Below are 12297 nucleotides of genomic sequence, written 5' to 3'. Positions count from 1 at the left end.
CCTTTTCCGTTATTCTTTCTCCTTTTCCGTTATTCTTTCTCCCTATTTTTTCCTTCTTTTTTATCTCTGCTTCCCATTTTTTTTGTTCTCTTACATTCTAGATCGGGGTTTAGTTCTGGATACTGATTTCTATTTCGAAACTCCTATTATTTATACATTGAATCAAATAATTATAAAGTATAAAAGAGAATAACCATTAAAGGAGGGGTGCTGTCAGAACTGAACGTTAGCCGGTTCACAAGCAGCTTCTCAAATATTTCCGTGTTTGGTATATGCTCTCTATTCTTTTTTCCATTTAAGGGGCAAAGTAACCCGGAATTTTATCTATACAAAGAAAGAGAATATTGCAAAATGACCTTTAAATTATTTAAAAAGTGGAGTAAGTTATGAAGATTCTTGTACTCTATTCGGGCGAACTTGGGAAAAAAGTTATCCAGAACCTGATTAACCCGGGAAATTTCTGTGTGTCTTGCGGAGAGCTCTGCAACCACTGCAGGCAGGCCAGGAAGTCATACGCAAACCTGATTGTGGGAATTTATGAATTTCCCGGAGATCTGCCCACATTTATAGAAGAGCCCGGGCAGTACATGCCTCCAAAGCTTCCGGAATGTGACCTGATACTTGCTATCGGCATCCATCCCGATCTCCTTGCAGCCCTTCCGGATGTCGCGCAGAATACGAAGGCAAAAGCCGTAATTGCACCTGCTGAAGACTCAAAGAAAACTCCTGCCGGCGTCCTTGAGCAGCTTAGAAAAGAGCTTGAAGCCATTGGAGTTGAGTTTGAGGCGCCAAAACCCTTCTGCTCCCTTGAAAAAACCGGAAAACCCGTTATAGACGCATTCATTGACCTTGGCTTCGGAAAGCCTGTGCTCAGGATCGAAATGAGTCCCGATGGGAAGATGTTTGTTGGGGCAGGTGTAATCAGGGATGCTCCTTGCGGTTCCACCTGGTTTGTGGCAAAAAAGCTCGGTTGGACTGACACTCCCGAATATAAGGAAACCATCTCAGGAGCCCATCACTCCTATCCATGTACCGGAAGTATGGATAAAGATCCTCAGCTTGGAGATACTATCCTGCACAAAGCAGGGTATATTATCAGGGAGGCTGTTGAAGACGGAATGGAATGTGCAAAAAAGGAAAAAGCCAGATTTTCTGCAGTCTGCTGGGATGAAACATCTCAAGCTATATCTTCTGAAAGATAAGTCTTCGCTACTTAAGGAAGTTTCCCTAAAAGATATTACAGTTAAAAATCGAAATTCCTTAACTTATCTCCAAAACGAAAAAATAAACAATCGCCTAAATCGCATTTTGGCAGAGTTGAGTCCGAAGCCAGATACTGATCAAATCTCAGTAAGCAAGTTTCTTGAGAAAAAGATCTCGGAATGTAAGTCCGGGTCCGCCCACTACTGGATCGACCTGGTTCCATAATTTATTAAGGTAAAAGCATTAAGGGATTTGGGAATTAAATTCCCGGAAGATTAACACTTCCTGTTCCCTTTAATGTGCTTATTTGCAATAGGCGCACCTACTGAAGTATTTAGCAGCTGGCGCATGTGATTTTCAGTTTAACGGTTGCACAATCAGTTTTTCCATCCTTACCTTTTACACAGTATTTGAAAGTGTCAGTGCAAGGACTTTCTCCAGAGCAACATTTTGCTGGTGCTTTGTAGCAGAATTTGCCGTTACTATCCATCGTCACTGTACCGCCCAGTTTGGTAGTAATTTTTGTAGATGTAACTTTAAGGTTGCATCCTTTGTCATTCTTCAGCACAGTACCTAAGCAATATTTAGTATTTGGACATGATTTAAGTTTAAAACTATACGAATCGTTTATTGCATTTGTCTTTGTTTTACAACTGTTGCCACAAGCTGCTCCTGTCATTGACATGACAAAAAAGACTAAAGTGAAAACACATATTGTTTTAAATATCTTTTTTTGCATAATTTTCCTCCTTATATTTGGTTACATGTGATCCGAGAATGCTCGTAATCAAAACCCACTGGGGAAAATTAACATATAAACATACTTATTTTTATGGTGTTGAATAAAAATAGAACTACGTATTTAAAGCTTTATAATGCTTTATTTTAAAATCTAAAAGATTATGAAACTGAGAATTCTATCTAAATGTATCTCATACTCATTAAAATTTAAATTTAAGGTATTTAATGAGTGTATGCCAATAGATATTCTCATATAGTTCTTTTTATATAAAAATATCTCTTCTTTTAGGTTTTTTTCTACAGAAATGAGCTATTAAGACTACTTATTGTGAAAGAAGTACATAAGTGTGTTATTTTAAGAAAAGAAAGTCCCTAAATTGCACATCTACTGCTGAACTTTACTATCCTGGCTTTTTTGACTGCCACAATTACACACTTATTTGCTCTCGCAGGATGGTGCCTGTAAGGTTACATTTTCATTCATATGACTCAAGCGGTTGAACTGAGAAATATTATTTTTACATAAAATATTTACACTTTATAACTCTTATCCTTTTCTAGGAAGTAAATTCAAAAGCAGGCTCACTTTATTTGTTGACATATTCAAAAGAGAAAATGAACCATGAAAAGAACGGAACTAAAGAAATAAGAGCACAATTCTTTCGCCCGAATTGCGCCTCGCCCGAATTGCGCCTCGGGAGTACGCTGTCCTTCCCGAGTTCCGCTTCGGGAGCACGGGGTCCGTTTCACTCGCTTCGCTCGCTCAAGCGGACTGGTTTATATTAAAGATACTGAGCTGCGCTCGAGAGGACTAATCTTACAAAATTACAGTTTTCTCATACCCATCTGGTATTTTCCACATCACTGAATCACAATGGGTTAAGTGTAGATATTTACATTCTAAACTATATTTTCAGGCCTGCGTGTGGAAGTAAACTTCTTCATAAGGCTGGATCAACACAAATCCTTCTCCTCTGAAAGCCATCTGGAGGGACTCTCCACTGCCTCTTCCAACAAGGGTTTTCAGGGATATGTCCTTTTTTATCTCCGGCTCTATGTTTCCTGACCACGCGATTGATATCAAGTAAGCTGTGTCTTAACAAAACTGATGTTTCAAAAATGTCATTTTGAGAAAACGGTTATTTTAGATTTAATGAACGTATCAAATGATTCAAAATTCGCTTCTTTGAATCTTGCCTTTTGAATAACCAGGCAAGTTTCCAATAATGAAAGCCAGAACAGATAACATCAGTAAACTCTGGTTTGGGGCCTCATTTCCCCATTTGCCTATTTGATTTAGAAATATGGGCTTAAATCTATAATATAGGTCATATGCTAATAGCCTGTATTATTGTTTTTTCTTATTCGTTGGTTGACTTTTTATTACTTCCAGTAATATCTGATAGTCTCATGCACATAATACCTTAGATAAATTTGTGCACAACACACGTATATATGAAGTATGTGTCACAATTATAAAATATACAATATTGTCTTCAACTTTAGTTTTAGAGGTGAACCATGAAGCCAAAGATTGATTCTACGAATTTTGGTTTGATTACTGTAGATGGAGAGACCTTTGACTATGACATTCTAATCCGCCTTAACGGGCAGGTGGAGAAAAGGGAGAAAGCCCTATCAAAGGAACTGTACGGGACTTCTCATAAAATCTCACTTGAAGAAGCAAAGCACATTTATGAGGAAGGGACAGAAAAAGTCATCATAGGAACCGGGCAGACAGGTTTTGTGAAACTATCTGAGGAAGCTGAAGATTTTTTCACAGGAAATAAGTGCGGCATAGAATTGTTTCCGACCCAGTGGGCAATTGAACGCTGGAACGAACTTGAAGGCAAAATTGTTGCAATGTTCCATGTAACATGTTAAACATAAAAGCGGTTATTAAAGAGATCGGTAGGGCTTTTTCTCTGTTGAAATAGCTCTGCTGTCCCGCTGACTCTTATACAATTATACTTTGTTCGACTGTCTGTTTTTCACTGGCCTTTACTTCAATTTCTTTTATACGTATATCCAACTGGGGGAATGGAATTTCAATTCCTTCTCTCGTGTAAACCTTCAAGATGCCTGTAATTAGATCGTTCTTTACAGTTCCTACATCCCCCGTTTTTGTCCAGGCCCGAAGTTGCAGATTTACCGAAGAATTCGCAAGTTCGGTGGTAACTACTGCAGGTTCAGGTTCCTGCTGGATAAGGGGGTGCATTTTCATAAGACCAAGTGCTATTCCGATAGCTTTTTCAAGGTCGGAAGAATAGCTTACCCCTACATCCACAGAAATTCTTCTGGTGGGCATACGTGTCATATTAACAATAGAATTTCCCCATACAAGCTTATTCGGAATTGTTATAAGCTGGTTGTCAGGGGTAAGAAGTTCAGTTGACATAATTCTTACGGATTTTACTTTTCCTGTCTGTCCGTTTACAGTCACAGTCTCTCCCATATCTATGGGCCTGATTGACGCAATACATATTCCAGCAGTAAGGTTTGTGAAAGTATCCTGCATGCCCATACCCAGGACCAGGCCTATTACTGCAGAGGCTCCTATTATATAACTATCCACAGCAAAATTCAAACTCTTCAAGAAAGCCAGAATAACAATTACATACAGGAGGATACTTAGAAGATGTGCCAGAAACTGTATGGTAAGGTCTGGAATCTTTGTATTCTCTATTGCTCTTCTGAAAGCATGAACTATGTATTTTGATAATACGAACCCGAGGACCAGCACTATAATTGCGAACGTCAACCTGGATACTGTTATCTCAGTATGCGGAATTACCTGTTCCATTATTTCATAACTCATTTTTACCCTCCTCACTTTTTGTTTCTTTGTGCGGAGATGATCAGAAACGATTTCATGCCGCTTTCCGGTCGAATTTATAACGTAAAATTCAGAATTATATTAATCAAATTTGCCGCCAGTATAAAATGCATTTAATTTCTTTTATAAGTATCTGGTCGATGCCAGCTTTCTTTTATCCTGTTTTCTTAATAAGGAATAGCCTTACATAGAACAAGTCTTTCATAGGACAACGTTCAACATATACAGGGATTAAAGAAATACATCTCAAATAGTTTTATCAAATCCAGGGAAGGTCCAGGTTGAATTGGATTAAAAAGTTCTTCGGAAAAAAAGAAGGTTCCAGTGAGGAAACTGGCTTCAAAGAGATCGATTTTGAAGACCTGCCTGCGTGGCTGGATGCCAGCTTTCAAAAAATATCTTCCGGAATAGAAAAGGATGTCTCCGGCCTTTTGAAGGAACTTGAGGCTTCGCTTTCGGAACTCAAAGAAAGCAATTCCAGGCTCGCAGAAGCGAAAGTTGAGGGAGACTTTGATATCAGGGCTGTAAAGCGAGCGAAGAGCAATAGGGAAAACGTGGCAAAACAGGTCACGATGCTGATAGACAAAATCAGAGTGCCGGAAAACACAGACTTCAGGGCTCTGAGGGAGTTTTATGAGGCAGCCGTGCAGAATCTCGATACATGCCTCGAGCATATGGACCGGAGTTTCAAGTATACCAGAGGTGTTTTTCCTCAGGAATCAAAAGAGGTTAGTGAAAACCTTGCCAGTTTAGGTTCTGTCTTCAACAAGCTCAGAGAAACAATTCTGGAAAATAAAAGGGAAATAGATGCAATTGAAGCAGCTTATTCAGATCAGGACAAAATAAAGGGGCTTTCGGCTTCAATAGTAACAGAAAGGCTGGAACTTGAATCTCGAAACCGAAGAATCCAGGCTTTGAAAGACGAAACTTCCAGTGTCAGTCAGGCTCTCGAAGATTTCCGAAAAGGAGATGCCTGGCAGAGTTTACAGAGCCTGCAGGAAGAATTTGCTGCTGCAGGAGACAGACTTAAGAAAGCCGAAGCAGGTTTGAGTTCTCTGATCCTTCCGCTTTCAGGTCATCTCTCAAGGATTAAAAAACTTCACGAAAGCGGTAGGTACACCTTAAAGCCAGAAGTAAAGAAGCAGCTTGACATTTGCCTTGAAAATCCCATAAATGTCGATTCTTCTTTTTTCCCGGAACTTCAGAAAGTCTTTGAGGATAATGCCCTGGATATGCAAGCACAGAAAAAGGAAAAAGCCCTGTTACAGGTAAAAACCGCAATTTCAAACTTTTCGGAGAAGAATAAAGAATATCTTGAAGTCCTGAGGGAATTTGAAGCAAAAAAAGCTCAACTCGCAGGCTCGAATACCGGAAAACTGGCCGGGTTCGAACATAAAGAAGCAGAACTTCTTAACAGGACTCGCTTGCTTGAAGAAGATATCGAAAATTCCGAAAGGAAGCTGGCTGTTTTAAGGGAAGAACTTGAGAACAGGAAGGAAAAACTTCTCTCCAGTATCAATTTAATCGACAGCAGTGTAAGAGTGAACTTCAGGCCTTAAACTTTTTAGTTTACAACTACGGGTACAGCCTTTCCGCTCGAGTTGCACTTTCCGAGTCGCACTTCCCGGGTTCCGCTTCGGGATTACAGCAAATCGGAGATTTTCTGGGAGTTGCGATGTAATCGCAACAGCACGGGGTCCGTTTCGCTTCGCTCAAGCGGACTAATTGAATAAACTTATTTCAAAACTACAGTTATTCCTTGTCATTGGTGTTTTCATCAATTACAGAACTTGAGTTTGATAAGTGTAAATTTATGTTCAAAACTGTATAGTTTATGTATCTTACAGCTTTAATTTCTCTTAAATCATTCCTTAAATTATTTTCAGAAAAGAGGTTTGGTAATGACAGAAGCGCTCTACTTCCTTGACTGTTACCTGACAGAGTTCGAAGCAACTGTCAAAAAAGTGGCGGATGGTAAATTTGTAGTTCTTGACCGTACAGCCTTTTATCCCGAAAGTGGCGGTCAACCAGGCGATACCGGAAAGTTGGTCCGCGAATCCGACGGTGCTGAATTTGAGTTACTGTATGCGGGTAGGTTCAATGGGGAAATCAGTCATGAGATCGCTGGTGAAAATGTCTCTGCAGGGTTAAAAGCAGGGGACAAAGTAAAAGGATTCATAGATTGGGATCGCCGCTACAGGCACATGCGTATGCATACAGCAACTCACGTAATCGCAAACGTAATTGAAAAAGAGGCCGGAGCCCAGATAACCGGGAATCAGCTAAGCCTTGACCAGAGCAGGGTGGATTTCAGCCTTGAAACCTTTGACAGGGACAAATTCGCTGAGTACGAGAAAATTGCCAACGACCTTATAGCAAGGAATAATCCTGTTAATTTCTATCTTGTAAGCCGTAAGGAAGCCGAAAAAAAGCTCTCAAGGTTAACCACGCTGGCGAAAGGTTTTTCCGATGAAATTAAAGAAGTCCGTATGGTCGAAATAGAGGGAGTAACTATCGAAGCCTGCGGAGGAACTCATGTTAAAAATACTGGAGAAATAAAGAGTATAAAGATCACAAAACTTCAAAACAAGGGGAAAAGCAACAGGAGAATGTATTTTACACTTGAAGATTAAGATCGAAATCGAGCCTGTAGTTTTTCCACTTCTGTTTTTCCATTCTTTTCTTCTCATTTTCTTTCTCTTTTTTAATCTTTTCTTCTCTGCCGGGTTTAGGTTTCAAGAAGGCGCATTTTATCGGCAGAATGCATGAGGTGAAATGATGATTTTTGAGTCTGAACATGATTATTTAACATAAATTATAATTCTTGAATTATAAACAAATCAATGGGGGATAAGATTGCTTAAACTAGGATATAAAATTGCGCCTGAACAGTTTCCTCCGTCGGAAATGCTGCAACAGGTTATAACTGCTGAAAAATCAGGCTTTGAAAGTATTGATGCCAGTGACCATTTCCACCCCTGGAGTGAAAGCGGACAGGCCTGTTTTATCTGGAGCTGGCTTGGTGCGGCGGCTGTGAGCACTCAGAGCATAGAACTGGGAACAGGTTTAACCTGCCCGATTCTGCGATATAACCCTGCTGTTATTGCCCAGGCTGCTGCAACAGTGTCTTCGCTTGCCGGGGGGCGGACATATCTTGCCGTCGGAACAGGGGAGGCTTTAAATGAATATCCAGTAACCCTCGAATGGCCGGAATACGAAGAGCGTCAGATACGGATGGTAGAGGCAATTGGACTCATTCGTGAGCTTTGGACAGGACAAAAGGTCAGTTTTGACGGGTGTTACTATCGAACAAAGAAAGCCAAATTATATACTCTGCCAAAAAACAATATTCCTATCTATATTTCCTCTCTAGTACCTGAAAGTGCCTATGTTGCAGGTTACTATGGAGATGGTCTTTTGACTGTAGGAGGAGAACCGGATATACATAAATATGAGCAAATTCTCTCCCAGTTTGAAAAAGGGGCTCAGGATTCGGGTAAGAGCACAGAAAACATGCCAAAGGCAATAGAGCTTTTTGTCGACTATGGGGTAGATCCTGAAGCATCTATTGAGAATTTTATGAAATACTGGGCTGGAGCACTTATACCTGCCCTTTTCCTTAATAAAGTCTACACTCCAGAGATGTCTGCTCAAAATGGGAAAGTTGTAGGCCCGGAAGCAATACGAAAACAGGCTTGCTTTTCCGAAAATCCTGAAGACCACATCAGTTTTGTGAAAAAATATATTGATCTGGGTTTCACACATATTTACTTTCATTCGGCAGCTTCTGACCAGATAACTTTCCTTAAAGCTTACGGAAAAGACATTTTACCAGCATTAAAAGAGAAGGTATAAGGTTCTCTCAGATTTCCATTTTTTATGAAAAATACCAACATCCTGGCATAGAAACTCTTCGCCTGCTCAGAATCTTTCGCCAGAGTATCGAAATGAGCAAGCTTTGGCATATTATTCCTTTATTAACTTGGTTTTGAAGGATTTAGAGCCTATCCGAAAAGTCATTAACGCATGTTGAAAAGTTACGATAGGCCTATAATATCGGCATCCTTTCCGGTTGTACATATTGTCAATTGTAAAAGTTACAGTAGGTAACAACACTTTTCAGATAGGCTCTTAGTTATTGAGGTCGCGGAAAAGTTTTAAGAGTATTCCAGTTAAAAATTCACAAGAAAACAGGTTCAGTATCAAGTATCAGTACTTCCTGCCTGATAACCCGAAATTGAAAGCCGGATTATCTGTCTATCGGATTATCTGTCTATAATACTATTCTACTATCCTTCAAACTTATTTTGTATGGCAGAATATCTGTTTAATATTATCCTTTAAACTGTATATATTTATATATTTTTAGTAAATATTTATTTTTATTAGGCAGAATCACAGAGAATAAAGATTACCCTCTAGACTTTTATTTTTCAGATATTTTGATTCTGGTTAGTTAGTCGGGCTCGAGCAAGTATAAGGTCATAACAAAGTGATTTTATGGTAAACGGATATAACCAGAACTTAAAGTGTGATTACCACGACAGAAGAACCTCTCTCAAAGGCGAAGTTGAGCGCCAATTGATACATCTCTTCACAGGTGTAGCTTTAATTCTTTTAATTCGGACAACTGGGGACATTGCACTGCCTGTTCTGGTGTTCCTGCTCGTCTTCTATGCGGCGGTTTCAGTCGTTATTATGCTAAATATGCTTCCATTTTCTCTGTCCGCCTTTCTGTGTAGGTGGGGGAGGCCTTCAACGCAGACTGTACCTCTTAAAGGAACTATTCTGCTCCTTTGCGGAGTAACTCTTTCCTTCACCTTATTTCCTGAGGAAATCGCATGTGCTTCTATCGCGGTAGTTGCATTCGGGGACTCGGTAGCAACAGCAATAGGAGTCCTTATAGGCAGGCATAAGTTGCCCTATTCGGAAAAAAAAACCGTAGAAGGAACACTTTCTGGTATGATCGCAGCCTTTTTAGTAGCATCCTTTTTTGTGACTCCTGTTCAGGCTTTTATAGGGTCAGCAGGTGGAATGTTGCTGGAAAGCGTTATAGATTTACAGACAATCCGGGAATTTAACTCGCAAATGATATTCAAGTTCTTTCTTAACGATAATTTTTTAATTCCTTTATTTTCAGGTTTACTTATGTTTATTATAACTTAATCTGACACTTGAGGATTTTACCGAAGTTAGAGGTAAATTTAAATTATGTAAAAAATATATTTTATTTATCCGTAAACTGGGATAAATAAAATGGCAGCCGGGATTCTAAGATTAATTATTGGATTGACTAGCTTACTGATTCTAATGAGGATATCGATTAATTTGCTTTAATTGGCAGGAGAGTAGTAATGGCTATGTTGCATTGTGAATTCTGCTTTCTTGCAGGCAGCTATAAATTAAATTTAATAATAGGAATTTAATCTCAGTGCTGAAAAAAGTAAGAAACCCTGCGTATATTTCAGAGTTCTGAATCCGAATCCCCCTTGCTAAGATGCTATCACTGCTGGTGGAAGAAAGTATCTAGTGGTCTGTATGCAACTTCCAAAATGTCAGCATTATGCGAATAGATCTATATCCAGATAAGCTAAGCGTTAGTTTTATATGGTAACTAGAAGTCGCAATAAGTGTTTTTTATTTTGTTAATTCTGGGGCTCAGTTGATTTCAAAAAAGTTTTTCTGTATATGTGGTGAACTTATTTCCTTATTGAGTAATTTTTCTAATCCTGCAACCGTTGTAAAGAGACTTTTCTCTCGATTCTTCCGTTTTAAATCAGGCTGTGTTTTTGGGCCTGGATTTCACAATCGGAGTCAGTTCAAAAACCTGTTCTCACGTATCCTCAGTTTCCAATACTAATAAAATATGAGGAGGCCAGACCTAAATAGTCATCTTCTACCAAACGTTTGGGTTGAATTCTTTTTTATATTATATATTACATAATACTGAATGGAGGGTGGGCAACTAAGTGGGAAAGGCAATAGTCATCTGAATCCAGGGATGTGAACTCAAAAAGGAATCCGCGCCAAGTTGAGGAGTTCATAACCGGCAAGGGCATAGGTTATCCTGCAAAGAGAGATTACCTTGTAAAATTTGCCGAAGGTAAGCAGGCTAGCAGTGATTTTCTGGGCTTTCTGAAGGGGATACCTGAAATAGATAACACCTCCGATGACGTTACCAGGGAAATCGAGCGTTTGTAAATCGAAAGGATCAAACCACCAAAACCAAAAGAGTACTGAATTTTCTGATCGGCAGTTTAGAGTAAATGCGATATAATGTCCAGGCGGTTATCTCTGTAAGAGGATGATATATCGATGGATATTGAACATGCCAAAAATAAGGCGCAAGAGGTTTGGTAACAGAAATGCTCAGAGAAAAACTTCTGACGAAGTGCATCGATACCATTTTTGTCGCTAAGGAACTGAGACTATCATACAAAATATGGGGGAAATTTTATGCAAACCAGTCCTATTGAAGTCCAGAAGGCTTTAAAAAATATAGACTATCCTGCACACAAGAAGGATCTTATTAAACACGCTAAGAAACACGATGCCAGCAGTAAAGTTATTGAGGTTCTTGAGGAGCTTCCGGAGAAGGAATACACCAACGCTGCGGATGTCAGCAAGGAATTTCACGGAAAATAACTCTACTTTAGAGTTAGTAGGGCATCAAATGGGGAGCAAGCAAAAAAGCTCCCATTGATCCAGGTAAAAGTAGGAGGCTAATAAACCTCCTTTCTTTTTCCGAAAATTGATATCTGGCCGAAATTTTCGGGCTATATCTGTGATTATTCTAATGTTAAGGTTTTTAGCAAAGATGATAAATGTATTGCAGAGTAGAAAATAGTGTTACGAATTTTTTGTCGGAACTCTTAAATATTAATTCTGGAAACTTATGTTATTGCTTGAGATTCAATTCGATGGATGCTGTAATAACATGTGAGGGAAACCAGCATAGCCGATAAAAATGGATTGTAATGCATTCGCTCAAAAGGCAAGAAATTGTTAAAGCATAATGCAACAAAAATAAATATCATAATACCAGATATTAATAACTCAATTAGTTCATCGAGACCCGCAGGGAATGACATATTCGTAAGTGAGGCTCTTTTGAATTATTTGATACTTCTTTAAAGTATAAACTTTAATGGGAAATTATACAGGGGAAAACATAATGGAAGGAAAAGATTTCCAGAGTAAGGATCGGGGTTCAAGCAGAGAACGCGATTACAGTAAAGGGCCACAAACGATGCACAAAGCAACATGTGCAGACTGTGGCGAAGAAACAGAAGTACCTTTCAAACCGGATCCTGACAGGCCGGTCTACTGCAGGGAGTGTTACGCGAAGCGCAAACCTAAAAGATATTAAGAAAAGATATTCAGTAATAATTCAGACGTTAAGCCTTGGTGTTTTCATTCTACATTTAATCTTTAACTGATTTGCCGAGGTTACTATTCTTACCTCAGCTTTTCTTCTTTTTTTTCTTTTCTATCTTCGATCTCTTTTCTTTCTCTAT

12 protein-coding genes are annotated in these 12297 nt (G+C 39.2%); 9 read left to right on the top strand and 3 right to left on the bottom strand.

Annotation, left to right across the window (positions count from 1 at the left end; genetic code table 11):
* Nucleotides 1-386 precede the first annotated feature (386 nt).
* Nucleotides 387-1202: a DUF166 domain-containing protein gene (locus RG963_RS15140; RefSeq protein ID WP_310577115.1), complete on the top strand. Its 816-nt coding sequence runs from the start codon at nt 387-389 to the stop codon at nt 1200-1202.
* 335 nt (nt 1203-1537) lie between these two features.
* Here RG963_RS15140 and RG963_RS15135 read toward each other — a convergent pair whose 3' ends face one another.
* Both RG963_RS15135 and RG963_RS15130 read right to left on the bottom strand, forming a co-directional pair.
* On the bottom strand, nt 1538-1771 hold the full coding sequence (locus tag RG963_RS15135) for an Ig-like domain-containing protein (RefSeq protein ID WP_310577114.1): 234 nt from the start codon (nt 1769-1771) through the stop codon (nt 1538-1540).
* A 1086-nt stretch (nt 1772-2857) separates the two neighbouring features.
* The gene (locus RG963_RS15130) at nt 2858-3028 is read right to left on the bottom strand and encodes an AIM24 family protein (RefSeq protein WP_310577113.1); all 171 of its coding nucleotides are present in this window, start codon (nt 3026-3028) and stop codon (nt 2858-2860) included.
* Nucleotides 3029-3465: 437 nt separating this feature from the next.
* Between RG963_RS15130 and RG963_RS15125 the strand changes: the two genes are divergently transcribed.
* Entirely contained in the window at nt 3466-3828 is a 363-nt protein-coding gene (locus RG963_RS15125) for an Mth938-like domain-containing protein (RefSeq protein WP_310577112.1), read from the top strand.
* Between the two features lie 73 nt (nt 3829-3901).
* On the opposite strand, the gene RG963_RS15120 is transcribed toward RG963_RS15125, so the two are convergent.
* Nucleotides 3902-4762 carry a mechanosensitive ion channel family protein gene (locus RG963_RS15120; RefSeq protein WP_310577111.1) on the bottom strand — a complete coding sequence of 287 codons (861 nt, stop codon included), beginning with the start codon at nt 4760-4762 and terminating at the stop codon, nt 3902-3904.
* 299 nt (nt 4763-5061) lie between these two features.
* Here RG963_RS15120 and RG963_RS15115 point away from each other — a divergent pair, with 299 nt between their 5' ends.
* From RG963_RS15115 to RG963_RS15085, 7 genes are all read left to right on the top strand, one after another.
* A complete protein-coding gene (locus RG963_RS15115; RefSeq protein WP_310577110.1) occupies nt 5062-6339 on the top strand; it encodes a coiled-coil domain-containing protein in 1278 nt (425 codons plus the stop codon).
* Nucleotides 6340-6681: 342 nt separating this feature from the next.
* On the top strand, nt 6682-7413 hold the full coding sequence (gene alaXM / locus RG963_RS15110) for an alanyl-tRNA editing protein AlaXM (protein ID WP_310577109.1): 732 nt from the start codon (nt 6682-6684) through the stop codon (nt 7411-7413).
* Between the two features lie 223 nt (nt 7414-7636).
* On the top strand, nt 7637-8635 hold the full coding sequence (locus tag RG963_RS15105) for a TIGR03557 family F420-dependent LLM class oxidoreductase (RefSeq protein WP_310577108.1): 999 nt from the start codon (nt 7637-7639) through the stop codon (nt 8633-8635).
* A 645-nt stretch (nt 8636-9280) separates the two neighbouring features.
* Nucleotides 9281-9946 (top strand): diacylglycerol/polyprenol kinase family protein, encoded by a 666-nt coding sequence (locus RG963_RS15100; protein WP_310577107.1) that lies wholly within the window; start codon nt 9281-9283, stop codon nt 9944-9946.
* Nucleotides 9947-10783: 837 nt separating this feature from the next.
* The gene (locus RG963_RS15095; protein ID WP_310577106.1) at nt 10784-10981 is read left to right on the top strand and encodes a DUF2795 domain-containing protein; all 198 of its coding nucleotides are present in this window, start codon (nt 10784-10786) and stop codon (nt 10979-10981) included.
* Between the two features lie 255 nt (nt 10982-11236).
* Nucleotides 11237-11425 carry a DUF2795 domain-containing protein gene (locus RG963_RS15090; RefSeq protein WP_310577105.1) on the top strand — a complete coding sequence of 63 codons (189 nt, stop codon included), beginning with the start codon at nt 11237-11239 and terminating at the stop codon, nt 11423-11425.
* A gap of 529 nt (nt 11426-11954) precedes the next feature.
* On the top strand, nt 11955-12149 hold the full coding sequence (locus tag RG963_RS15085; protein WP_310577104.1) for a CxxC-x17-CxxC domain-containing protein: 195 nt from the start codon (nt 11955-11957) through the stop codon (nt 12147-12149).
* Nucleotides 12150-12297: the final 148 nt, after the last annotated feature.

Origin of the sequence: Methanosarcina baikalica, from assembly GCF_031461075.1 — an archaeon.
Classification (GTDB): Archaea; Halobacteriota; Methanosarcinia; order Methanosarcinales; family Methanosarcinaceae; genus Methanosarcina; species Methanosarcina baikalica.
This window is presented reverse-complemented; position numbering and strand designations above follow the sequence as displayed.

Coding starts and splice junctions, on each gene's coding strand:
- RG963_RS15140 (WP_310577115.1), top strand. CDS start 387: ATGAAGATTCTTGTACTCTATTCGGGCGAACTTGGGAAAAAAGTTATC.
- RG963_RS15125 (WP_310577112.1), top strand. CDS start 3,466: ATGAAGCCAAAGATTGATTCTACGAATTTTGGTTTGATTACTGTAGAT.
- RG963_RS15120 (WP_310577111.1), bottom strand. CDS start 4,762: ATGAGTTATGAAATAATGGAACAGGTAATTCCGCATACTGAGATAACA.
- alaXM (WP_310577109.1), top strand. CDS start 6,682: ATGACAGAAGCGCTCTACTTCCTTGACTGTTACCTGACAGAGTTCGAA.
- RG963_RS15100 (WP_310577107.1), top strand. CDS start 9,281: ATGGTAAACGGATATAACCAGAACTTAAAGTGTGATTACCACGACAGA.
- RG963_RS15090 (WP_310577105.1), top strand. CDS start 11,237: ATGCAAACCAGTCCTATTGAAGTCCAGAAGGCTTTAAAAAATATAGAC.
- RG963_RS15085 (WP_310577104.1), top strand. CDS start 11,955: ATGGAAGGAAAAGATTTCCAGAGTAAGGATCGGGGTTCAAGCAGAGAA.